Raw genomic sequence first — 22,688 nt, 5'->3', positions numbered from 1 at the left:
CCTGACGACCCGAAAGTAAGGCAAAATTGCCTTACAGTCAATTCTCGAGCCGCCGGAGGCTCGTCACCGCCGAGCCCGACGCCAGAATGCGCGCGCGCGCCGGGGCGAAAGGCTCGCTCGCGACCTGCAAATGAAAGGCGTTGGCGTGCAGCAGGCGCTCTGCGTCCTGCATTATGCCGACATGGCCCTTCCAGAAGACGAGATCGCCGCGCTGCAACGGCTCCCCCTCTTCGAGCGCGCGGCCGAGCGATTTCTCCTGCAAATCCGTGTCGCGCGGCGCTTCTATTCCAGCCATGGCCAGCGAGGTCTGCACGAGACCGGAGCAATCGACGCCGAGCCAGCTCTTGCCGCCCCACAGATAGGGCGCGCCGATCAGGCTCTCGGCCGCCGCGACGAAATCCGCGACACGCGCCGCGCGCGGGGTCAGATGCAGCCGATAGAGGAAGCCGCCGCCGGCCTCGACGAGAAATTTGTCTCGCTCGCCGACGACCTCGACTTCCGCGCCGAGCGGCAGAGCGAGCAATGGCGGGTCCTTGATCTCCGGCCGCGGAAAAACGAAGGTGCGGGGGACGCAGACGCGATGCGTCGGCGCCTCGATCTTGCTCCACAGCACATTGGCGGCGATCCAGCCGACATAGAGATCGCGCTCGAGCTGGACCCAGGACCAGCCCTCCTCTTCGTCATAGACGACGACTGTTTCGCCATAGAGCGCCTGCGTGTCGAGCCGCGCGTCGGGCCGCGGCTCGCGCTTCAGATCGACGACGCCCTCCTTCACCTGCATCCGCCGGCCTTCGACGAAGCGCTTCGCCTCGACCTTGCCCTCGAGATGACGCGCGGCGAGATCGGGGCGCGCCGGCGTCAGCCGCTTGTCGAAGCTCTCGCTCATGCCTTCACGCTCCAGCGGGCGGCGCGCTCCTCGATCAGCTCGGCGAGCAGCCGCGCGGTCTGAATCTCGCCGCCCTCGGGCCGGCCGGGCTTGGGCGAAGGATTCCAGGCGAAGAGATCGAAATGCGCCCATTTCTCGGGCTGGGCCACGAAGCGGCGCAGGAACAGCGCCGCGGTGATCGAGCCCGCATGGCCGCTCGCCGACACATTCACGATATCGGACGCCTTGCCGTCGAGCTGCGCATCATAGGGTTGCCACAGCGGCAGGCGCCAGACCGGATCGCCGAGCTTGCGGCCATAAGTCTCGATCTCCAACGCCAGAGCGTCGTCTCCCGTATAGAAGGCCGGCAGCTCCGGGCCGAGCGCGACGCGCGCCGCGCCTGTCAGCGTGGCGAAGTCGAGCAGCAGATCCGGCTCGTCTTCTCCGGCGAGCGCCAGAGCGTCGGCGAGAACGAGGCGCCCTTCCGCATCCGTATTGCCGATCTCGACGGAGAGGCCCTTGCGGCTCGGATAGATATCGCCCGGCCGCATGGCGTCGGCCGAAATCGCGTTCTCGACGATCGCCAGAATGACGCGCAAGCGCAGGGGCGCGGAAGAGCCCATCAGAATATCGGCGAGCGCCAGCGCCGTGGCGGCGCCGCCCATATCCTTCTTCATCAGCAGCATGGCGCTGCTCGGCTTGATGTCGAGCCCGCCGCTGTCGAAGCAGACGCCCTTGCCGACGAGCGTCACTTTCATCGCCTCTTCCGGGCCGAAGGAGATGTCGACGAGCCTCGGCGCCTGCGCCGCCGCCCGGCCGACGGCGTGCACGAGCGGGAAATTCTCGGAAAGCAGCGCGTCGCCGACAATCGCCCGCGCCTTCGCGCCATGCCGCGCGGCGAGCGCCAACGCCGCCTCGGCCAGCGCCTCGGGCCCCAGATCATTGGCGGGCGTGTTGACGAGATCGCGGCCGAAGGCGAGAGCTCCGGCGACCCGCTCTATGCGCGCCCGATCGGCGTCCTGCGGCGCGCAGAGGCGCGGCCGCTCCTGTTTCGGCGCGACATAGCGCGAGAAGGAATAGCTTCCGAGCAGAAAGGCGAGCGCCGCCGAATAGGAGTCCGACACGCCCTCGCGCAGCCGATAGAGGCCGGGCGGCAGGAGGGTCGCGAGCTTTCCGGGCAGGAAAAGATCGCGATGACGCGCGCCCGCCGCCTCGACGCCGAACAGGACGAGCGCCGGCGCGCCGTCGGGCCCCGGCGCGAGAAGATGGACGCCGGCCTTGCCATCGAAGCCGCAGGCGCGCGCGAAAGCGGCGATCGCCGGCGGCAGCGTCTCGGCGTGGACGGGCCAGCTCTCCTTGTCGACGAAATCGATCGGCGTCGCCTCCGCCGTCCAATTCTCCAATCGGCTCATCGTCATCCTCTTGCGCAAACTTCGTGTCTTCGCGGTTTTTTAACACCAAGACACGAAGGACACGAAGACGTTATAGGACACGCTCCATGGAAATCGGTCCCCTCTCCCGCCACCGCGCCCAGCTCGCGCTCGGCGCGCGGATCACGATCGCCGCAGTGGCCACGCTCGCCATCGGCCATCTTCTCGGCACGCCGATGATTCTCTGGGCGGTGCTGACCGCGGTCATTCTCACGCAGATGAGCGTCGGCCGTTCGGTCAAGGCGACGATCGACTATTCTTTCGGCACGCTCGGCGGCGCGATCTACGCCGGGCTCGTCTCCAATTTCGTTCCCGGCGCGCATGAGCTGGCGCTGCTCGGCCTGCTCGGCCTCGCCATAGCGCCGCTCGCTCTGCTCTCGGCGCTCAGCCCGCGCTTCTCCGTCGCGCCGGCGACCGGCGTGATCGTGGTGCTGGCGCCGACGATCACCCACGCCACCGCCTTTCATTCGGCCTATGACCGCGTGCTCGAGGTGGCGCTCGGCGGCGCCGTGTCGCTGATCGTTTCTCATTTCGTCTTTCCGGCGCGCGCCCGCCTTCTGGCGCTGGAGGCGGCCGCCGACATGCTCGAGGTCATGGCCAGCGCGCTTCCGCTGCTCTTTTCCGCTTTTGCGGAGCCGCAGGATCCGGAGGCGATCAGGGATTTGCAGCGCGGCGTCGGCGGCGCCTTCGCCCGCCTCGACAAGATGGAGCAGGAGGCGCGTCATGAGCGGATCGCCTTCCTCGACGCCGAACGCGACCTCGCCCCTCTGCTGCGCGCGCTGCTGCGGATGCGGCACGATCTCGTGATGATCGGCCGCGCCGCCGTCATTCCGCTGCCCGAGACGCTGCGGCCGCGCCTCGAGGCGCCGCTCGCCGCGATCGCCGCGGCCGCCGCCGCGCATCTGCGGGCGTGCGGCGCGTCGCTGACCGCCGCGCGCGCGCCCCGGACGAGCGAGAGCCTCGACGCCGCCTTCGAGGCTTATGCGCGCGAGATCGCCGCGCTGCGCGCCGAGGGCGCGCTGCGCAGCTTGGCCGTCGAACGGGTCGAGCATGTCTTCGCGCTGGGCTTCGCGCTCGAGCAATGGCGCGGCGATCTCGGCGAGCTCGACCGCAGGATCGCCGAGCGCGCCCGTTAAGGAAGCGGCAAGGTTAACGATTTATTGCTCGACCCAAACAGTACAATCGTAAGAGAGGGGTCGCCCGATGTTCTTGCCGCCTATTGCCGCGCCGAGCGCCCTCGCGATCTGCGCCCTGCTCGCGCTCGGCGGATGCTCGCAACAGCTCGCGGACGTCACCGGCTCGATCGGGGCGCCGCGACGCGCCGAGCTGCCGACGGACGACGCCCGGCTACGCCGCTTCGCCGAGGATTGGGGCCGTCGCTACGACGCCGACCCCAAGAACAAATCCGTCGCTCTGACCTATGCGAAGGCGCTGCATGCGCTCGACCGCAACGCCCAGGCCGTCGCCGTGCTGCAGGGCCTCGCCATCCGCTATCCGGACGACCTCTCCGTTCTCTCCGCCTATGGCAAGGCGCTCGCCGACGCCGGGCGTCTTCGTGAGGCCGCCGACGTGCTCTCCCGCGCCCATACGCCCGAGCGCCCGGACTGGACGGTATTGTCGGCGCAAGGCTCGATCGCCGATCAGCTCGGCAATCACCAGGAGGCGCGCGAATATTATCAAGCCGCGTTGAAGATCGAGCCGAATGATCCGAAGGTCCTCTCCAATCTCGGGCTCTCCTACGCGCTCTCCAAGCAGCTGCCGCAGGCCGAGAGCACATTGACGACCGCCGCATCGCAGCCGGCGGCCGATATGCGCGTGCGACAGAATCTCGCGCTCGTGCTCGCGCTCGAGGGCAAGTTCGAAGAGGCCGAGCGCTGGTCGCGCTACGATCTGTCGCCGATCGAGGCGGCCGAGAATGTCGCCTCGATTCGCCAGATGATCGCGCAGTCGAACAGCTGGCGCGAGATTCAGAGCTTCGGCGCGCACAACAAGCCGAAACCCGCCGAGAGGCCGGCGCCGCGCCGACAGCTCGGCGCGCTCACCAGCTCTGCGCCATCACCTGAATGATCGCCGGCGCCATGACGACGACCATCAGCACCGGCAGAAAGAAGATGATCATCGGCACGGTGAGCTTGGGCGGCAGAGCGGCCGCCTTGCGCTCGGCCTCCGCCATGCGCATGTCGCGGCTCTCTTGCGCCGTCACCCGCAGCGCGCGGCCGAGCGGCGTGCCGTATTTCTCCGCCTGAATGAGCACGGTCGAAATCTGCTTCACGCTCTCGAGCCCGGTGCGCGCCGTCAGATTCTGATAGGCCTGACGGCGATCGGGCAGATAGGAGAGCTCGGCCGTGGCGAGCGCGAACTCCTCGGCGAGCGCCGCCGAGCGCACGCCGATCTCCTGCCCCACCTTGCGGAACGCATGGTCGACCGACATGCCCGACTCGACGCAGATCAGCATGAGATCGAGCGCATCCGGAAAGGCGATGCGCATGCTCTGCTGACGCTTGGCGATCGTATTGCTGATGAACAGCTCCGGCGCTTTCACGCCGAGATAGGTCGCGAAGATCACAATGCCCGCCTTGGTGAGCATCGGCCAGTCGGAATCGTCGAGCACGACGAGATAGAACACCGCGAACAAGGCGAAGGCGATGGGCGCGACCAATCGGAAGAACAGAAACGCGACCTCCGCCTGCGGCCCACGATAGCCGGCGCAAGCGAGACGCAGCTTCGCGTCGTCGGTGTTGAGCCAGGTCGACAGAGAGAAGCGGTCGACGACATTCTTCATATATTGCTTCGGCTGCTGTCGAAGACCGCCATTATCCGCTTTGGCGGCGGCGCGCTCGCGCGCCCTTATGCGCTCGCGTTCATTGGCGACGCTCTTCATGCGCTTGGCCAATGTGTCGCCCTGGAGGAAAGTCGCGCCGAGCGACCACACGGTGGCGACGACCGACATGGCGACGAGAAGGCTGAACATGAGCCGGCCGTTGGTCGCGAATTCGACGAAACTCACCATACTCCCGACCTCTCGCTCGCCTTGCCGCTCAAATGTCGAAATCGATCATCTTTTTCATGATGAAGACGCCGATCGTCATCCAGAGCAGACTGGCGCCTATGATGAAATTGCCGACAGTCGTATTGAAAAGCACGCCGATATAGGCGGGATTCGTGAACCAGACGATCAGGCCGACGAGAAACGGCAGGCTGCCGATGATGCCGGCCGACGCCTTGGCCTCGGCCGACATGGACTTCACCTTGGCCTTCATTTTCTTGCGCTCGCGCAGCACGCTCGCGAGATTGCCGAGCGCCTCGGACAGATTGCCGCCCGCTTTCTGCTGAAGGCTGATGACGATCGAGAAGAACGACGCCTCCGCCACTGGAACGCGTTCGGCGAAGCGCTCCGTCGCCTCGGCGATCGAAAGACCGATCGCCTGCGATTCGACGATCTGGCGGAATTCGCTGCGCACCGGCTCCGGCGCCTCGCTCGCGATCATGCGAAAGCAGTCGGCGAGCGGCAGGCCGGCCTTCACGCCGCGAATGATGATGTCGACGGCGCCCGGGAACTCGGCGATGAATTTCGCGATGCGCCGCTTCGCCAAAAAGCCCAGCAGCCAATGCGGCGCGCCGATTCCGGCGACAAGGCCGGCGCCGAGCGCGACGAGAATGTCCGGATCGAACACGAAGACGAGAAAGGCGACGAGCAAGCCGAACCCTGCCGAGGCGAGAAGAAACACCGGGCGCGTCGTCGCGAGCCCGGCCTGTGCGATGCGCTGCTCCAGCGTCACCTTCGCCTTCTTCTTCGTCTCGACGCCTTTCAAGCTCTCCTGAATCATCTTGCGCCGCTTGGCCGGATCGCCGCTCCGCGCGTCGCGACGCCCTCCCGAGGAGGCCATCAGCGCGGCGGTCCGCTTCTGCGCATGGATCTCGCCGGAGAGATAGGGATAGACGAATGCGTACATCACTCCGCCGACGGCGAGCATGACGAGCGCTGCTGAAAGGAGAGAGTGACGATCCATGTCTTGGCCCGCGCCTAGTTCCTGTCGTCGATGAGAGTCGCCGCATCGAGCGCGGCGGCCAGCCGGTTCTCCTCGCCGTAATAGCACGCGCGCTCCCAAAAGCGCGGCCGGCCGACTCCCGTCGAGCGATGACGGCCGATGATGCGGCCATTGGCGTCCTCGCCGACGATCTCATAGACGAAGAGATCCTGCAGCGTGACGACATCCGCCTCCTGGCCCAGCACCTCGGTGATATGGGTGATGCGACGCGAGCCGTCGCGCAGGCGCGCCGCCTGCACGATGATGTCGATCGAAGTCACGATCATGTCGCGGATCGTCTTCGCCGGCAGCGAGAAGCCGCCCATGGTGATCATGGATTCGAGACGGCTGAGCGCCTCGCGCGGGGAGTTGGCGTGCAGCGTTCCCATCGAGCCGTCATGGCCCGTGTTCATCGCCTGCAGCAGATCGAAGGCCTCCGGTCCGCGCACCTCGCCGACGATGATGCGCTCGGGACGCATACGCAGACAGTTCTTGACGAGGTCGCGCATCGTCACCGCGCCTTGCCCCTCGAGATTGGGCGGGCGCGTCTCCAACCGAACCACATGCGGCTGCTGCAACTGCAATTCCGCCGCGTCCTCGCAAGTGATCACCCGCTCGTCCGCGTCGATGTAATTGGTGAGGCAATTGAGCAGCGTCGTCTTGCCGGAGCCGGTGCCGCCGGAGATCAGAACATTGCAGCGCACGCGACCGATGACCTTCAGCACCTCGCCGCCTTCCGGCGAGATCGAATTGTAGCGGACGAGCTGATCGAGAGTGAGCTTGTCCTTGCGGAATTTACGAATGGTGAGCGCAGGACCGTCGATCGCCAGAGGCGGTCCGATGACATTGACGCGGGAACCGTCGAGAAGGCGCGCGTCGCAGATCGGCGAGGATTCGTCGACGCGGCGGCCGACCTGGCTGACGATGCGCTGGCAGATGTTCATCAGCTGCGCATTGTCGCGAAAGCGAATGTTGGTGAGCTGAATCTTGCCGCTCACCTCTATATAGGTCTTGGCCGCGCCATTGACCATGATGTCGGCGATGTCGTCGCGCATGAGCAGCGGCTCGAGCGGACCGTAGCCGAGCACATCGTTACAGATGTCCTCGAGCAGCTCCTCCTGCTCGGCGATCGACATCACGACATTCTTGATCGCGACGATCTCGTTGACGATGTCCCTGATCTCGTCGCGGGCGCCCTCCGGCTCGAGCTTGGAGAGCTGCGCCAGATCGATCGCCTCGATCAACGCGCCGAAGATCATGCTCTTCGTCGCATAATATTGTTCCGAGCGCTTATGCTCGACGAATGGAGCCGCCGTCGCAATGGCGGTCGAGTGCTCCGGCGCGGGGACGGCCGCCGCTGGCTTACTCGCCGGCGCCGTCTGCTGCGCCGGCCGCGCGACCGCGGCCTGCGCTCCGACGTTCGTCCGCTTTCCGAACATGCGATCTCCCCGTAACGTCTAGAGCGCTTCCAGCCGAAGTGGACGCCGGTTCGGCGCTGGAAGCGCGTCAAAACAAAAGCCTAGCGTCTTTTCCGTGTTTCAATGAAACACGGAAAAGACGCTAGCCGCCGCCGCTGGTCAACCGGCGAGCTTTCGAGACAACCGGCCGAGCAGCGGCGCCAAAAGTCCGCTCTTGACCTTGCGGCTCACGGCGCGTCCCGTCAGCTCGCGAGCAAGCGCGTCGAACTGCTCGATGACCTTCGCGCCCGGCTCCACCTCGGCGAGCATCTGCCCATTGTTGGAGGCCGCGCCGAACAGCTTCGGGTCGAAGGGAATGATCGCCGACGGCTCCATCTCGATCGCCTTGGCGAAATCCGCGACGGAAATTTCCGGCCGCTTCGGAACGCCGATGAAATTCAAGACGAGCTTCGGCGGCGCGTCGTTCTGGCGGGCGCCGCGCAGCGAATCGATCAAAGTCTTGGCGTTGCGCAGATTGGCGAGATCGGGCGCGGCGACGATCGCCATCTCGTCGGCGCCGATCAGCACGCGCCGCGTCCAGGCCGACCATTGATGCGGCACGTCGAGCACTGTGCAGGGCGCGGTCGCGCGCAGCGTGTCGACGATCGCGTCGAAAGCGTTCTCCGGCAGATCATAGAGACGATCCACGGTCGCGGGCGCGGCGAGCAGGCTCAGCTGCTCGCTGCATTTCGACAACAGCCGGTCGATCAGATTGGCGTCGACGCGATCGGGCGCGAACACGGCTTCCGCGACCCCCTGTGGCGGATCCTGATTGAAGTCGAGACCGGCGGTGCCGAAAGGAAGATCGAGATCGGCGACGACCGTCTGCAGCTGCAGCGCGCGAGCGATCGACCAGGCGAGATTATGCGCGATGCAGGAGGCGCCGACGCCGCCCTTGGCGCCGGCGACGGCGATGATGCGTCCGAGCGATTCGGAGCTTTTGTTGTAGAGGTCCGAGATGCGCGAGATGAAGCCGAGCACGTCGACGGGCGATACGATATAGTCGCTGACCCCGCGCGCCATGAGCGCGCGATAGAGCGCAATGTCGTTGACATGGCCGAGCACGACGACCTTCGTGCCGGCGTCGCAGGATTCGGCCAATGTCTCGAGCTGCGAGACGAGCGTCTGCCGATCGCCGATCGCCTCGAGCACGATCAAATTCGGAGTCGGCGCCGAGCGAAACGCCTCGATCGCCGCGGCGATGCCGCCCATATGGACTTTGACATGCGCTTTGTCCATGCGGCGATCCACGGCGGCCGCGTTGACCACCGCCACGGCGTCCGGCGTCTCGCAGAACGCTTGCACGGAAATTCGCGGCAAGGGAGCGATCTGCGTCGCCGACTCGCTCTCCGCCGTCGCCGTCTGCTCTTTCATCAACCGCCTCCAACCGCGCTGATATTCGATCCCTTCACATTCCATTGCGTCGCGGGATCGGCACCTTTGCGCACATTGCCGATCGCGCGCATGCGCGACTCGATGTCGGCCGGCGACTCGCCGCGCGGCGCGACGAGATCGCGAGGATCGTCGATCTGCGCTGCGAATGTGGTCTGGCTCGCGCAGCCGAAATTCCAATAGGTCGTATTGTCCCAGCCCTCGAGCGAGCTCGCGGAAGCGAGATCCGCCGGCCATTCGCCGCAGCGCCCCGCCACTTTCGCGCGCACGCCCTGAAACGACAGCCGCACCGGCGCAGCCAGATTGGGATCACTCACCGGATAGGTTCCGACGAAGACGGAGGCGGCGACGCCGCTCTCCTCGAGAAGATGCTTCACCGCATCGACGCCGCCGCGCACGGCGTGCTGGTCTTTCGCGCCGACCGGCGCGAGCAGCGTGATCTGGCCATGGCCAAAACGGCGATAGCGCGTCACGAAATCGCGAATGCGGCCGGTCGTCGCATAGTCGAGATGCTGCGAGGGAAACACGTCGATCGAGTTCGTGGCGTCGGCGAGCACGACCGGATGACGGTCGCGATAGTCCGACGCGACCGCGCGCGGCGGCAGGGTCCTGTTCACGCCGCAGCCGGCGAGCGGCGCAATCACGGCGAGACAAGCGAGCCTCGCGCCCAGGACGTGAAATTTTGCGCTTGTCAGTCGAATGGACATGTTGACCGCTCCTCGCACTCGCTCAGTCCTGAATGAATCCGACGCGGCCCTTCAGGCGCGGAGCCGCTTGCGGATTATGCGGATTGGCGTAGAGCCGGTTGACGCGCCCGAGCAGCCAGCCTTGCGGATCGCTCGCATCGGCGAAACCATCGTCCGGCCGCGCCACGTCGCGCGCCTGAACCGATCGCGCGATGTAGGGCGTGACGACGATGAGCAGCTCGGTCTCGTTGCGCAGATAGTCGCGCGAGCGAAACAATGCGCCGAGCACCGGAAGATTGATGAGGCCCGGCAGCCCATTGATCGCCTGGTCCGACTTCTGCTGCAAGAGCCCGGCCGTCGCGATGGATCCGCCGGACGGAAGCTCGACGCTCGTCTCGTTCTTGCGTGTCTTGAAGCCTGGAACGGTCACGCCATTGTAGGTCTGCGCGCCTTGATAGTCGACCTCCGTCACCTCGGTGGCGAGATGCAGCAGGATGCGGCCTTCCGCGAGCACCACGGGCGTGAAGTTCAGCGACACGCCATATTGCTTGAACACGATGCCGACGGTGCAGAGAATCGAGCCGCTGATGCAATTGCCGTTTCCGGGCACGGCGACTTCGCCGCCGACCGTGAATTTGGCCGCCTCGCCAGAAACCGCCGTGACGGTCGGCTCCGCGAGAATGCGCGAGACGCCATAGCGCTCGTAAGCCCGCAGCGTCGCGGTCGTGCTGTTCGGCCCACTGAGGCTCAAGGCGCTCGCGGTCAGCGCCGAATTGACGGCGAAGGGGTTCTCCTGCACGAGCTTGCCCCAGCCGCCCGTCAATATCGTCTCGCCCCCGCTCTTGGCGGAGACGCCGAGCTGCTTGACCACGCGTCGCTGCACTTCGGCGACGGTGACCTTCAGCATCACCTGATCCTGCGTGTTGATGGTGAGCGCATTGACGACGAGGCCGTCGCCGCCCGCGCCATTGCCCTGGGCGGAGGCCGATCGCGCGGCGAAGCCTTTGGCGATGTCGACCGCGCGCTGCGCCTCGGCGGCGGATTCGACCGTGCCGGTCAGGATGATCGTGTCATTGACCGTTCGCGCGGTGATGTTCGATTTCGGAAGCGCTACGCGCAGCAGCGGGCCGAGCTCGCCGACGTCGCGCCCGATGCTGATTTCGAGATTGGCGATCTGCCGCCCGGAGCGATCCAGCGCGAAAATCGTCGTCTGGCCGGTTTCCGCGCCCATGATGTAGAGCTTGCGCGCCGAACGCGCGACGGCGTTGGCGACCTTCGGATTGCCGATGACGATCTCCGCCGCCTCGGCCGGCAGATCGACGATGATCGACTTGCCGACGCCCATCGCGATGCGACGCGACAGCAGAGAGTCCGAGCTCGACTCAATTCCCCACTTGTCCTGGCCCCATTTCTCCTGACCGACGGCGGGACCCGCCCCAAGCGCCACGCCCGCGAGCGCGAGAACCGCGAGAGCCGCCGCTCGGGACAGACGACGCGCGGAACCGCTCACGTCCGTCGCTTCTCGTTCGCTTTTCGCCATAGGGCGCCGTCCTTCGGTGAGCCGCATCGCCTCAGCGCGCGCGCATGGTTGATGGAACGCCGAATCGAACGACCGTCAGAGAATCGTCCGCGGCGGCCGAATGCCGATCGTTTTCATGCGCGTCGGCCATGGAGCGCAGCATGAGCGCCAATTGCCCGGTGCGCTGCGCGAGAATGACGAGCTCGGCCTGGCGTGGCTCGAGATCGAGCGTCGCCGTCGCGCCGGTGACGACGGATTCGCCGTTCTTCGTCTCGACGATCGGACCGATCGCCAGCACGCGCACATTGGTCAAAATGACCTCGGACGCGATATCGGCCGCGCCTTCTCGGCCGCGATCCGCATCGTTGAAGGTGCGCATCACATCCACATGATCGTTGGGGAGAATGAAGCCGCCCGCCGTCGTGTTGGGCGAAATATCGATGGCCACGGCGCGGTGGCCGGCGGGGAGCAAAGTCGACATCAACCCCGCGATCGGCCCCTTCACCAGGCGCTCGCGCCGCACCGGCTCGCCGTTCGAGATCGGAATTCGAACATAGGAGCCGCGAATATCCTCCTTGGCGTTCGGGGCCTCGCTCTTGCGCAGCACGCCCTGCGGCACGGCTCCGATCGGCCAGTCGATCCAATTCGTGTCCGGCTCTGCGAGCGCCGCGCCATAGGAGAGATCGCGCGCCGCGACGAGGACCTGGTCCGTCTGCGGCTGAGTGGGAATCATCTGAACGATCGCGGGCGCCTCGGGCGGCGATCCGTTCATCATCACGAAGGCGCCGCCCCCCGCCACGACGGCGACGCCGAGAACCACGATCTGCGCCTTGTTCATTTGCTTCCAATCCGATCGCTCCAGCTGGAGCGGAGCGATCCGAATGAAAGTTGAAAAACGTCAAATTATAGTTAATCGCCGGTAAGAGATCGGCTCTTTCTCGCGTCCTCGGAGCGCCCGCTCGTCGCGGATCAGGCCGCCGTGAGCAGAGCCCAGATCTGCGAATTCGGGTAGGCGACGATCCCGGCGATCGCCAACGCAATTCCGTAGGGCACGCCCTCGGTCCCGTCGCACAGATGAGCGAAGCGGGGCGATCGAGAAACAAAGCGCGGCTCGTAATGGCGCAGCGCGAGAATGACGAGCGTCAGCACGCCGCCGACGAGCGAGGCGACGAGCGCATAATCGGCGAGCTGGTCGAAGCCGAGCCAAAGCGCCGTGGCGGAAGCGAGCTTGGCGTCCCCGCCGCCCATCCAACCGCGATTGAACATCAGAAAGGTCGCCACGAGGACGGCGGCCCCGCAGGCGATATGCCACATGACGCTCTCGAGCGGCATGCCGACGCTCGCTGCAAAAACGGCGAACAGGCCGATGAGCGCCAGCGACACGCGATTCGGAATCGTCATGGTGAGGAGATCGGCGAAAGCCGAAAACGCCATCAGCGCCGGAAAGAGGATCAACGCGGCGGCGGCCGTGATCATGCGCTGCTCGTCCCTGTCGCCGCGCCCATCGCGCTCGCGGCGAGGCGCTCTCCGATTCGTATTTCTCGATCGATCGACGCGCGGCGCGGCGAGGAGCCGACGCGCGCGCGGTTCGCGACGGCTCAGCTCAGATTCTGGGCGATCTTGTCGAAGGTCTGAGACAGATTGCTGCCGACGAGCTTCACGGCGGTGATGATGATGACCGAGATCAGCGCGCCGATCAGGCCATATTCGATGGCGGTCGCGCCGGATTCATTGTCGAGAAACTTCGAGAACGACATTTTCATCATGCTCTCCTGATTTTGACGTCGTGAGCGCGGACAAACCGAGCCGGCCGACCCTCTATCACGAGCCGGCCTTCGACGGAGATCGAGCAAGGGCGCACGTCTCGACACGCCAGCGGCGAGACGCGCCTGTCCCGCGCTCAGCTGAGATTCTGAGCGATCTTGTTGAAGGTCTGGGACAGGTTGCTGCCGACGAGCTTCACGGCGGTGATGATGATGACCGAGATCAGCGCGCCGATCAGGCCATATTCGATGGCGGTCGCGCCGGACTCGTCCTTTACGAACCGCGAAATCAAGCTCTTCATACTCGTGCTCCTCGCTCTACTGACTGCGCCCCGGCGGTTGGCTCGCAGAGCTCGTTCGCGGGACCGGGTCGCACCCTACGTAGAACTTCTTGCAAACGCGTTAATCGCGACACCGACCGGCATAAACCGCTCAGTTGGACGACAATTTGCCGAACTTTCAGCATTGATTCACTATTGCGTGGTTTTCTCGGCGCCGAAGCCTCGTAAAGTCGAGGATTGTGCAGAGGTGCGTGATGCGTTCGACGCGTTTTCTTGCCTGTTCGACGGTATTCATCGGCGCGATCGCCATGGCCGATGTCGCGGCGGCGCGCGATAGCGAGAAGCGCAGCGTGTTCGTCGACATCGACCACGCGCGCGTCGTGCGCATGCCGGACGGAGCGCAGACGCTGATCGTCGGCAATCCACTCATCGCCGATGTGACGATGCTGAAGACCAATCGCCTGATGGTCGTCACGGGAAAGAGCTTCGGATCCACCAATCTCATTCTGCTCGACCCCACCGGAAACGAGGTCGGCGAAGAGATCATCACCGTCACCCAGCCCATGGACAAGCTGGTTGTGCTGCGCGGCGCGCGGCGAGAGTCTTATTCCTGCGCTCCTGACTGCGCTCCGGCCGTCGATCTCGCCGACGACAAGGACTATATGGCGCGCGTTCTCGAGGCGGTCAAACAGCATGAGGGTTCGTCGGCGCCGACGAGGCGCTGACCGGGCGCGGAACTCTAGAGTCTTTCCGTGTTTCATTGAAACACGGAAAGACTCTAGGCTTTGATGCGTTTCCGACGCCGAACCGGCATCCACTTCGGCTGGAAACGCTCTGGCAAATCGTGCGGGGGATTTCTCAGGGCGAAAGCGCTCCTGCCGCGGGTTCGAGACATGATCGGATCAGAGAGTTCCTCACGAATGACATGCCGCCCGGCAGCGAGCCTGCTTCGCTTCGGGCGTGATCGCAGTGCGACGCTCGCCGTCGAATTCGCGATGGTGCTCGTGCCGACGCTCGGATTGATCGGAGCGATTTTCGAGACCGGCATCGTCTATTTCAAGAGCCAGCAGCTGCAGGTCGCCACGCTGCATGCGAGCCGCGCCGCGCTGACGCGCAGCCTCGGCAGCATGACTTATCAGAATTTCGTCGACAAATATGTCTGCACTTGGCAGGCGACGGGCGCTGTCGCCCCTGGCACGCTCGGCAAATCCTTCGATTGCTCGAAGCTTCTCGTCGACATAGCCGACGTCGGCGACGGGACGAGCTGGTCGAGCGCGTCGACGTCGAACAGCTTCTATCTCAATCCCCCTTCGTCGAGCGCGACGATCACCGTGCCCGCCGCCGGACATGTCGCGGTGGTGCGCATCGTCTATCCCTTGCCGGCCGTGACGGCCGTCCTCACCGGGGGAATATTGAAAGGGTTGACGCTCGGCAAGACGACGAGCGGACAAGTCACTTACGGCAATGCCTGGACGCATCTGCTCTTGGGCGTCGCGGCCTTTCGCGTCGAGCCGACATGAGCGCTCCCCTCGCCCGGCGCGGCGGCGCGCGCGCGATGCTCGCCGCGAAAGAAGCTTTCGCGGCGGTCGAATTCGCGCTGATGCTGCCGCTCGTTCTCGTTCTCTATCTTGGCCTGGCGGAGCTGGCGCTCGGACAGCGCGCGAGCCAGAAGGTCGAGCTCGTCGCGCACAGCCTCTCCGATCTCGCCGCGCAGCAATTGAAGGGCGGCTCCAATTCCGGCCAGGCGGGCATGGACGAGACGACGATCCAGGCGATCTTCTCCGCCGCGGCGCCGCTGATGTCGCCCCTGCCGACGACGAATCTCAAAATGACGATCTCGGAGGTCACGATCTCCGCCGACTCGACGCAGGCGAGCGGCTACAAGGCGAGCGTGAATTGGACCATCGCCAAGAACTCCGGCGCGCTGCGGCCCTGCACGATCAACGGCGTCGCCAAGCTCAACGCCGCCGACGTCCCGCCGGTCGACCCCAATTCCATGCCGACGAGCTTTACGAGCGCCAAGGCGGTGACGACGGCCAGCTCCAGCGGCGACACGACGACGAGCGTGACGCCGACCATAGGATCGATCATCGTCGCCGATGTGGTCTACGCCTATCAGCCCTCTTTCAGCCGCGTCGTCACCTGGCTGAAGACGGCGGCGCCGACCATGTCGCGCACCAGCTATTCGCCGGTGCGCAACACTTACATCCCTAACCATATTCAATATTACATGACGAGCGGAACCAACTGCTCGGCTTCGCCTTGAGAGCGTTTCCCGCCGAAGTGGACGCCGGTTCGGCGTCGGAAACGCGTTAAAACCGAGAGTCTTTCCGTGTTTCGATGAAACATGGAAAGACTCGAGAGCGTTCAGATCGTCTGATTATAGGCGCCGACCTCGGGATTTTCGCGCAGCACCGCGTCCACGGCGTGGAACATCTCGCGCATCCGCGCCTCCGAGACCGGGCTCTCGACGACGACGACGAGCTCCGGCTTGTTGGAGGAGGCGCGCACCAGCCCCCAAGTGCCGTCCGCGACCGTCACGCGCACGCCGTTCACCGTCACGAGATCGCGGATCTTCTGCCCAGTGAAGGAGGCGCCGTCGGCGGCCATCTTCTGGAAACGGGCGGTGACCTTGTCGACGACGCCATATTTCGTCTCGTCGGCGCAATGCGGGGACATTGTGGGCGAGCCCCAGGTCTTTGGCAGCGCCGCATAGAGATCGGACATGGACTTGTCCGGATTGCGGTCGAGCATCTGCAGCACATGCACCGCCGTCGCCAAGCCGTCGTCATAGCCGCGGCCGGCCGGCGCGTTGAAGAAGAAATGCCCCGACTTCTCGAAGCCCGCGAGCGCCTTGAGCTCGGTCACGCGGCGCTTGATGTAGGAATGGCCGGTCTTCCAATAATCGGCCTTCACGTCGCGCGAGAGAAGCTCGGGATCGGTCGCGAACAATCCCGTCGACTTCACGTCGACGACAAAGGTCGCGCCCGGATGGAGCTTCGAGAGGTCCCGCGCCAGCATCACGCCGATCTTGTCGGCGAAAATCTCCTCGCCCTTATTGTCGACGACGCCGCAGCGGTCGCCGTCGCCGTCGAAGCCGAGCCCGACATCCGCCCCGCTCTCGCGCACCTTGTCGGCCATCGCGTGGAGCATATGCAGATCTTCCGGGTTCGGATTGTAATGCGGGAAATTATAGTCGAGCTCCGTGTCGAGCGGCACGACCTCGCAGCCGATCCGCTCCAGCAGCTTCGGCGCGAAGGCTCCGGCGGTGCCGTTTCCGCAGGCCGCGACGACTTTGAGCTTGCGGGACAGCTTCACGCCGGAGGCGAGATCGTCGAGATAGCGCGCCGCGAAATTCTCGACATAGCGATAGGAGCCGCCCTCGGCGAAACGGAAGGCGCCGGAGAGCACGATCTCCTTGAGCCGCGTCATCTCCGCCGGCCCGAAAGTGACGGGCCGCTGCGCGCCCATCTTCACGCCGGTCCAGCCATTGTCATTGTGCGAGGCCGTGACCATGGCGACGGCGGGCGCATCGAGAGCGAATTGCGCGAAATAGGCCATGGGCGAGAGCGCGAGGCCGATGTCGTGCACGCGCACGCCCGCCGCCATCAGGCCGGATACGAGCGCGAGCTTGATGGAGGCGGAATAGGCGCGATAGTCGTGTCCGGTCACGAGCTCCGGCGCCACGCCCATCTCATGGAGCAGCGCGCCCAGTCCGAGGCCCAGAGCCTGCACCCCCATGAGGTTGAGCTCCTTTTCGAACAGCCAGCGCGCGTCATATTCGCGAAAGCCGGTCGGCTTCACGAGCGGCGTCGTCTCATAGGCGTAGGTGTTCGGAGCGAGATCGGAAACGGGGATCGGAAACATCGCATCTCCTGACGGGCGAACCTCGGTGGGCAAGGACATAAGCGAAAAACGCCGCCGCGCCAAACGCTGGACGGCGCGCGCGGTCAGTGATCGGGCGAGGCCCTGACGAGCGTCATGAGGAAAGCGCCAATATGACAGTTTTACGTCAACGTTGAAAAAACATCGGAGCCGCTTGTTCTCCCCGGCGGCTTTCTCGCCCGATGGGCGCGCGGACCGCCGCGGCGCGCCGCCGCCCCTCGCGATTTGCGGAAGCGGGAGAAAGACAAAGCGCGGCGAACCGTCATGGTTCGCCGCGCCGGAACGCCGGAACGCGTATGGGGGGACGCGTCCGGCGAGCTCGCGATGACGCAAAAATCACAATGTCTTTTCCAAAAGATCGGCGATCTTCTCGAATCCTGTCGAGCCGACTTCCAGGCCCGTCGAATTTCGCGGCGCTCTCGAGCTCGTTCAAAATCACTTCTGCTTCTCGCACACCGGACGCCGCGACACATGGATTTCGACGAGGATCGGATCTCGACGAAAATCGGATATCCCACGGACTCGGCGCCGAACGCCTCAAAGGCGAATGCGCGCCCTTGCGACTGCCTTGGACTCCAGCATTAAGCCGCGCCGGCGCATTAGTCAATAACGTATATAGACTGTACATATAAACAAGGCGATCGATTGCGCCTCGGGAAGGAATGGGCGATCTTCGGGGCAGCGATCGATCGGAGGATTCGCCATGGCCGAGCGACAGCCCTATTCGCCTCTCGCCAAATCGCTGCATTGGACCATCGCCGCTCTGGTGCTGCTTTCTCTGCCAATGGGCATAGTGATGGCCGACCTCCACGAGGGGCCGCTGCAGGACAATCTCTTCGTGCTGCACGAATCCGCCGGCGTTCTCGTGCTGGCGCTGATGTTTTTGCGCCTCGGCGAGCGGCTGCGCCGCCGCCCCGCCGCCAGCGAAGGTCTGACGCCGGCCGAGCGCCTCGTCTCGAAAGCGACGCATAACGCGCTCTATGTGCTGCTTCTCGCGACGCCGATCGTCGGCTGGCTCGCTTTGTCGGCCTTTGGCCTCGGCCCGAGCTTCCTCTGGCTCGGCCATCTCCCGGCGCCCCTCGCCAAGGACGAGCCGCTGTCCAAGGAGCTTTTCGAGGTTCACGAAACCCTGGGCTTGACGCTGCTCGCGCTGATCGCGCTGCATATAGCGGGCTTCATCCGCCACCGCATCGCCGGCGACGAGGCGGCCTGGCGCATGTTTCCGCAGGCATGGCGAAAATAACGAAAGCGCCGCTCGCCCTTCTCTTGGGCGAGCGGCCGATCGGCGACCGTCACGCAGCGCCCTGGTCCGGAAAATAGAGCCGATAGACATTCTGCCCCGGCGCCACGACCGATTCCTCCCGCCGCACGAGAATCTTCGTGTCGGCGTCCGGACCGATCGTGGCGCCGTCGCCGAGCACGTCGCCGGCTTCGACGAGATAGGCGGCGAGATCGAGCAGAAAGCCGTTCAGCTGACGCGGATCGTCGCGGAAGCCGCGCGTCTCGATCTCCATCAGGCCGAAAGCGTCGAGCCCTTTGGTGATCGCGGAGACGCCGCCTTCCGGGTCGCGACCGAGCGCGACCGCGACGCAGAAGGGGATCGGCGGCTCGTCGCCGCCTTTGGCCACCGCCTCGGCGACGAGCGCCGCCGGCCACAAGGCGTCGGAGCCGGCGAAATGCACCGCGCAGGCCGCCGGCATCGCCTCGATGACCGCCGCGACGGCGCGGCCGAGCAAACGCGAGCGGCTCTTCGCGTCGGCGCCGCCGGTCGCCGCCACGACCACATGGCCCGCATGGCCTTCGATCGCCGCCCAGGCGTCCGGCCAGTGCCAGGCGAAGGCGACGCAAGGATCGTCCTTGGCGATGGGAGCCGGCGCGTTCACCCCGCCGATCGCCGCCATCCCCCCCTCGACGAGGAAGACGCTCGCGCCGCCCGCCGCCGCGCTATCCGGCGTCCGCGCATCGGGAAAATGCCGGCGGAACGCGCCGGCGAGCGCCTCCCCCTCGGGAATCCGCCCGTCCTTGGAGAGAACGAGCGCGAGCATTGTTTCACTGGGGGAGGTCATTTCAAGGGCTCCGAGTGGGAATTGCGCGAGGGCCGCCGGGACTTTTCGCCAGATCGCGAGAGATCGTCGTCAGGAGAGACGAGTTGTAGCACAGACGGCGCCATCGCCGCCCGGCGCCGGCGCCGCCGCGCGGAAATCTACGATCGAAGCGCAGCCTGCAAATCCGCCAACGTCGCCATCAGCGTCATCGGCTCGAAAGGCGAGGTTTCAAGGCCGAGCTCGAGATAGAAGTTCTTCGCTTCCAACGAAACAGCATGCACGACCATGGCGCGGACGCCGATCACATCCGCCGCTTGCAACGCCCGCCGAGCCGCGTCGCGCACCAAGGCGCGGCCGAGCCCGCGGCCTTGGCGGCTGCGATCGATCGCCAGCCGCCCCAATACGACGACAGGAACAGGGTCGGGCATGTTGCGGCGAACACGCCCCGTCGAGCGCGCTATGTCGATCGCCCCGGAGGCGAGCGCGTAATAGGCGATCACGCGCTCCCCGTCACAGACGACATAGGTTCGAGACGCATTGCTCGCCTGATTGGCGCGCGCGCGGCGTTTCAACCAATCGTCGAGAACGGATACGCCGCCGCAATCGAATGACGCAACGTCGTGAGCATCGGAAATAGGTCCGGGAGCCGTCAGCCGCATTCATTCCCACGCGGCGGGAGTTTTCATCATGCGGCGAAGTTTCTCATTCGACGCCGGCGGCGCATCGAGCCGCGCGACAAATTCCGCATAAGCCTCGGGGCCGACTTTGAAGAGCGTCCGATCGAGCAGCGTGTCCTCCGCGGCGCGTCGCGCCGCTTCGAGAACGAAATCCGTTCGGCTCTTCCCGCTGAGCGCGGCCGCGCGGTCGATCAGGCTGCGGTCTTCCGGCTTGATGCGAACATTGAGCGTTTCACGCTTGGCCGCCAGTCGCTCAGGCGCCATGCCGACCTCCTCTCGTCTTTTGTTTTTGACGCGTTTCCAACGCCGGCGTCCACCTCGGCTGGAAACGCTCTAAGCGTCGAAACAGACTATCATGACGTAACGCCAATGTCATTACGCCGTCGTCGGCCGCGCGAACAAATCCAAATGCCCGATCTCGCAGCCCGCGGCGGCGCGGCGGGCGCGGCGCCAGCGCTCGATCGTCCGAGCGGAAACCTCCCCCGTCTCGGCGACGGCGGCCGCCGAGCCATCGGCCAAGGCTTCGATCAGCGCCGCCTGCGACGCGCCGAGCCGCCAGGGGCTCGGCGCCGTCTCGACGGCGAAACCGCGCCGCTCCAGCGCCTCTTGCAGCAATGAGGCCGCACGAGGGCCGGCGGCCGCTCCGAAGCCCTTGTCGCGCGCCTGATGGCGATGGAAGGCGGCGAGCATTTCGACGTCCGCGGCGTGTGGCGGTGCCCAAGCCTCCTCGCCCGAATAGCTGAGGAGCGCATAGAGCGGCAGGCGCCGCGCCGCGATCTCCGCCGCAAAGCGCTCGAGCCAATGCGCCGAGACGAGATCGAAAAAGGCGGCCGAGGTCATAAGATCGATCTCGCCGTCGAGCGCCGCCGCCGCGCCTGCGGAGAGATCGGCGCCGAGGAATTCGACCACTATGCGCCGCCCGCCCTTGGCGAGGACGAGCGTTTCCGCGCTCTCCTCCGCGGCGTCGGCCCAGGCGACGAGGCGCGCGCTTGCGGCGGCGAGCAGCGCCGGATCATGATCGACGAGCCGCCAGCGCTGGCGCGCCGGCAGAAATTCCGCGAGACCGCGCAGATTGGAGCCGGAGCCGCAAGCGAGATCGACGATCGCCAAATGCTCGCGACGCGCGAAGGCGCGGGCGACAGCATCGCGCAGGGCGGCGTTGCGCGCGGCGCGATCGGCCGCTTCGCGCAGATCGAGCCATTCGGCCGAAAAGCCGCTCATGCCAGCGCCTCGGCGACGGAGGCGATGATGCGCGCCGTCTCCTCCCAGTCCGGCAGCGCCTGCCCCGCTCGCCAAGCCGCCTCGGCGAGCCGCGCGCGCAACGCGCGATCCGCGATGATCTCGCGCAGAGCGCCGCGCAGCGCGCCCATGTCGCCCGGCGCAACTTTCAGCGCAGCGGAATCGGGGATCGTGTCCGCCGCCGCGCCGCCCGTCGTCGCGACGATCGGCAGTCCGTGCGCCAGCGCCTCGGCGAGCGCCATGCCATAGCCCTCATGGAGCGAGGATGAGACGAAGATGTCGGCCGCTCCATAACGCGCTCCGAGCGCCTCGCCGGAGAGCTCGCCGACGAGCGCGATGCGCCCGCCGAGCCCTTTCTGTTCGATCAGCCGCGCGAGCGCCTCGGCGGTCTGCGGCGAATGATGCGTCCCGCCGACGATGTCGAGACGCCAATCGAGATCGGCGAGGCCGGCCAGCGCCTCGACTAGAAGATCGAAGGCCTTGCGCGGAATGATCGCGCCGACGGCGAGAAGCGCGGGCGCGCCGCCCGAGCCTTTCGCCCGCTCCGCCGGATCGGTCCCCGGCGGGGCGATGGCGAGCTTGCGCCGCGGCAGGCCGAAGTCGCGGATGAGCGTCTCGCCCGTATGCGCGCTGGTGGCGATCACATGCGCCGCGAGCGCCAGCGCGCGGCGCTCGCTCTCGCGCAGCGCCGCCGCCCGCGCGGGCGGGAGCCCCGCCTCGAGACAGAGCGGGTGATGGCAGAGCGCGACGATGGGCGCGCGCATCGCCGCTATGGTCGTCTCGGAGAGCGCGCCGAAGGCGAGGCCATCGACGAGCGCCACGTCGCCCGCCGTCAACGCCCGATCGAAAATCTCGCCGACGGCGACCTCATCCGCGCAACCGGGATGCGGAAAAGCCCCCGGCAGCGCGAGATGGACCACCTCGACGCCTTGCCGCGCCAGTTCCGCCAGAACGCGGCGATCATAGCCATAGCCGCCGGTTCTCGCTTCTATGTCTCCTGGAATGGCGAAGACGATCCGCCTCACACCGGCCCCTCGAACCAGGCGCGGGCGACATGGGATTCGTGCAGCGTCACGCGAATGCGCGAAATCCCCTCCCCGCCCGGCCCGAGCGCTCCCGAGCGGGCCGCCTCCGCCATCGCATCGAAAATATGCCGCGAAAGGAATTCGGTCGTCGTCTGGCGGCCCTCGAATTGCTCGATCTCGTCGAGATTTTGATAATTCAGCGGGGAGAGCGTCGCCTTCAGAGCGTCATGGGCGCGGCCGATGTCGACGACGACCTCGTCTTCCGTCAGCGTCTCGCGGAAAAAGGCGACGTCGACGACGAAGGTCGCGCCGTGCAGGCGCTGCGCCGGGCCGAACAATTCGCCCTTGAAACTATGGGCGATCATGATGTGGTCGCGGACTTCTACGGCGTACATC

Annotated in this window: 25 protein-coding genes; 6 read left to right on the top strand and 19 right to left on the bottom strand. The window is 65.8% G+C overall.

Annotated elements, in window-relative coordinates:
* Positions 1–37: 37 nt before the first annotated feature.
* Positions 38–886 carry a C40 family peptidase gene (locus Mspo_RS13980; RefSeq protein WP_159730731.1) on the bottom strand — a complete coding sequence of 283 codons (849 nt, stop codon included), beginning with the start codon at positions 884–886 and terminating at the stop codon, positions 38–40.
* The gene (locus Mspo_RS13975; RefSeq protein WP_159730729.1) at positions 883–2,277 is read right to left on the bottom strand and encodes a M17 family metallopeptidase; all 1,395 of its coding nucleotides are present in this window, start codon (positions 2,275–2,277) and stop codon (positions 883–885) included. The genes Mspo_RS13980 and Mspo_RS13975 overlap by 4 nt, the downstream gene beginning before the upstream one ends.
* Positions 2,278–2,363: 86 nt before the next feature.
* Between Mspo_RS13975 and Mspo_RS13970 the strand changes: the two genes are divergently transcribed.
* Together Mspo_RS13970 and Mspo_RS13965 are read left to right on the top strand one after the other, a co-directional pair.
* On the top strand, positions 2,364–3,431 hold the full coding sequence (locus tag Mspo_RS13970; protein ID WP_159730727.1) for an FUSC family protein: 1,068 nt from the start codon (positions 2,364–2,366) through the stop codon (positions 3,429–3,431).
* A 67-nt stretch (positions 3,432–3,498) separates the two neighbouring features.
* Positions 3,499–4,362, top strand: a complete 864-nt coding sequence (locus Mspo_RS13965) for a tetratricopeptide repeat protein (RefSeq protein WP_159730725.1) — start codon at positions 3,499–3,501, stop codon at positions 4,360–4,362.
* Here the strand turns inward: Mspo_RS13965 and Mspo_RS13960 are convergent.
* The 10 genes from Mspo_RS13960 to Mspo_RS13915 form a co-directional block, all read right to left on the bottom strand.
* Positions 4,334–5,305 (bottom strand): type II secretion system F family protein, encoded by a 972-nt coding sequence (locus Mspo_RS13960; protein ID WP_159730723.1) that lies wholly within the window; start codon positions 5,303–5,305, stop codon positions 4,334–4,336. The two genes, Mspo_RS13965 and Mspo_RS13960, sit on opposite strands and share 29 nt — an antisense overlap.
* Positions 5,306–5,333: 28 nt before the next feature.
* A complete protein-coding gene (locus Mspo_RS13955; RefSeq protein ID WP_159730721.1) occupies positions 5,334–6,305 on the bottom strand; it encodes a type II secretion system F family protein in 972 nt (323 codons plus the stop codon).
* Between the two features lie 14 nt (positions 6,306–6,319).
* Positions 6,320–7,762 carry a CpaF family protein gene (locus Mspo_RS13950; RefSeq protein WP_159730719.1) on the bottom strand — a complete coding sequence of 481 codons (1,443 nt, stop codon included), beginning with the start codon at positions 7,760–7,762 and terminating at the stop codon, positions 6,320–6,322.
* 138 nt (positions 7,763–7,900) lie between these two features.
* Positions 7,901–9,154 carry a CtpF protein gene (locus tag Mspo_RS13945; protein WP_159730717.1) on the bottom strand — a complete coding sequence of 418 codons (1,254 nt, stop codon included), beginning with the start codon at positions 9,152–9,154 and terminating at the stop codon, positions 7,901–7,903.
* On the bottom strand, positions 9,154–9,879 hold the full coding sequence (locus Mspo_RS13940; RefSeq protein WP_159730715.1) for a CpaD family pilus assembly protein: 726 nt from the start codon (positions 9,877–9,879) through the stop codon (positions 9,154–9,156). Before Mspo_RS13940 ends, Mspo_RS13945 begins: the two co-directional genes overlap by 1 nt.
* Before the next feature lie 22 nt (positions 9,880–9,901).
* A complete protein-coding gene (locus Mspo_RS13935; RefSeq protein ID WP_244613447.1) occupies positions 9,902–11,368 on the bottom strand; it encodes a type II and III secretion system protein family protein in 1,467 nt (488 codons plus the stop codon).
* Between the two features lie 61 nt (positions 11,369–11,429).
* Positions 11,430–12,215, bottom strand: coding sequence for a Flp pilus assembly protein CpaB (gene cpaB / locus Mspo_RS13930; RefSeq protein WP_159730711.1), 786 nt, complete (start codon positions 12,213–12,215; stop codon positions 11,430–11,432).
* 131 nt (positions 12,216–12,346) lie between these two features.
* On the bottom strand, positions 12,347–12,853 hold the full coding sequence (locus Mspo_RS13925) for a prepilin peptidase (protein ID WP_159730709.1): 507 nt from the start codon (positions 12,851–12,853) through the stop codon (positions 12,347–12,349).
* A 122-nt stretch (positions 12,854–12,975) separates the two neighbouring features.
* Positions 12,976–13,140: a Flp family type IVb pilin gene (locus tag Mspo_RS13920; protein ID WP_159730708.1), complete on the bottom strand. Its 165-nt coding sequence runs from the start codon at positions 13,138–13,140 to the stop codon at positions 12,976–12,978.
* Between the two features lie 137 nt (positions 13,141–13,277).
* Complete coding sequence (locus Mspo_RS13915) at positions 13,278–13,442, bottom strand: Flp family type IVb pilin (protein WP_024879776.1); 165 nt, start codon at positions 13,440–13,442, stop codon at positions 13,278–13,280.
* Positions 13,443–13,675: 233 nt separating this feature from the next.
* On the opposite strand from Mspo_RS13915, the gene Mspo_RS13910 reads away from it, so the two are divergent.
* From Mspo_RS13910 to Mspo_RS13900, 3 genes are all read left to right on the top strand, one after another.
* Positions 13,676–14,146, top strand: a complete 471-nt coding sequence (locus Mspo_RS13910; RefSeq protein ID WP_159730706.1) for a pilus assembly protein N-terminal domain-containing protein — start codon at positions 13,676–13,678, stop codon at positions 14,144–14,146.
* A 168-nt stretch (positions 14,147–14,314) separates the two neighbouring features.
* Complete coding sequence (locus Mspo_RS13905; protein ID WP_159730705.1) at positions 14,315–14,941, top strand: TadE/TadG family type IV pilus assembly protein; 627 nt, start codon at positions 14,315–14,317, stop codon at positions 14,939–14,941.
* Positions 14,938–15,687 (top strand): TadE/TadG family type IV pilus assembly protein, encoded by a 750-nt coding sequence (locus Mspo_RS13900; protein WP_159730704.1) that lies wholly within the window; start codon positions 14,938–14,940, stop codon positions 15,685–15,687. Before Mspo_RS13905 ends, Mspo_RS13900 begins: the two co-directional genes overlap by 4 nt.
* Before the next feature lie 101 nt (positions 15,688–15,788).
* Here the strand turns inward: Mspo_RS13900 and Mspo_RS13895 are convergent, their stop codons facing one another.
* On the bottom strand, positions 15,789–17,288 hold the full coding sequence (locus Mspo_RS13895; protein ID WP_159730703.1) for a phosphomannomutase/phosphoglucomutase: 1,500 nt from the start codon (positions 17,286–17,288) through the stop codon (positions 15,789–15,791).
* Positions 17,289–18,009: 721 nt separating this feature from the next.
* Here Mspo_RS13895 and Mspo_RS13890 point away from each other — a divergent pair.
* A complete protein-coding gene (locus tag Mspo_RS13890; RefSeq protein ID WP_159730702.1) occupies positions 18,010–18,549 on the top strand; it encodes a cytochrome b in 540 nt (179 codons plus the stop codon).
* 49 nt (positions 18,550–18,598) lie between these two features.
* Here Mspo_RS13890 and Mspo_RS13885 read toward each other — a convergent pair whose 3' ends face one another.
* From Mspo_RS13885 to Mspo_RS13860, 6 genes are all read right to left on the bottom strand, one after another.
* Positions 18,599–19,372 (bottom strand): DUF4261 domain-containing protein, encoded by a 774-nt coding sequence (locus Mspo_RS13885; RefSeq protein ID WP_159730701.1) that lies wholly within the window; start codon positions 19,370–19,372, stop codon positions 18,599–18,601.
* Positions 19,373–19,509: 137 nt separating this feature from the next.
* Positions 19,510–20,010, bottom strand: a complete 501-nt coding sequence (locus Mspo_RS13880) for a GNAT family N-acetyltransferase (RefSeq protein WP_159730700.1) — start codon at positions 20,008–20,010, stop codon at positions 19,510–19,512.
* Positions 20,011–20,292, bottom strand: a complete 282-nt coding sequence (locus Mspo_RS13875) for a DUF1778 domain-containing protein (RefSeq protein WP_159730699.1) — start codon at positions 20,290–20,292, stop codon at positions 20,011–20,013. It lies immediately after the preceding gene.
* A 111-nt stretch (positions 20,293–20,403) separates the two neighbouring features.
* On the bottom strand, positions 20,404–21,249 hold the full coding sequence (locus Mspo_RS13870; protein WP_159730698.1) for an SAM-dependent methyltransferase: 846 nt from the start codon (positions 21,247–21,249) through the stop codon (positions 20,404–20,406).
* Positions 21,246–22,292, bottom strand: a complete 1,047-nt coding sequence (locus Mspo_RS13865) for a glycosyltransferase family 4 protein (RefSeq protein ID WP_159730697.1) — start codon at positions 22,290–22,292, stop codon at positions 21,246–21,248. The genes Mspo_RS13870 and Mspo_RS13865 overlap by 4 nt, the downstream gene beginning before the upstream one ends.
* A complete protein-coding gene (locus Mspo_RS13860) occupies positions 22,289–22,687 on the bottom strand; it encodes a 6-carboxytetrahydropterin synthase (RefSeq protein ID WP_159730695.1) in 399 nt (132 codons plus the stop codon). Before Mspo_RS13860 ends, Mspo_RS13865 begins: the two co-directional genes overlap by 4 nt.
* Position 22,688 lies beyond the last annotated feature (1 nt).

It is taken from the genome of Methylosinus sp. Ce-a6, assembly GCF_009811655.1.
Classification (GTDB): domain Bacteria; phylum Pseudomonadota; class Alphaproteobacteria; order Rhizobiales; family Beijerinckiaceae; genus Methylosinus.
This window is presented reverse-complemented; position numbering and strand designations above follow the sequence as displayed.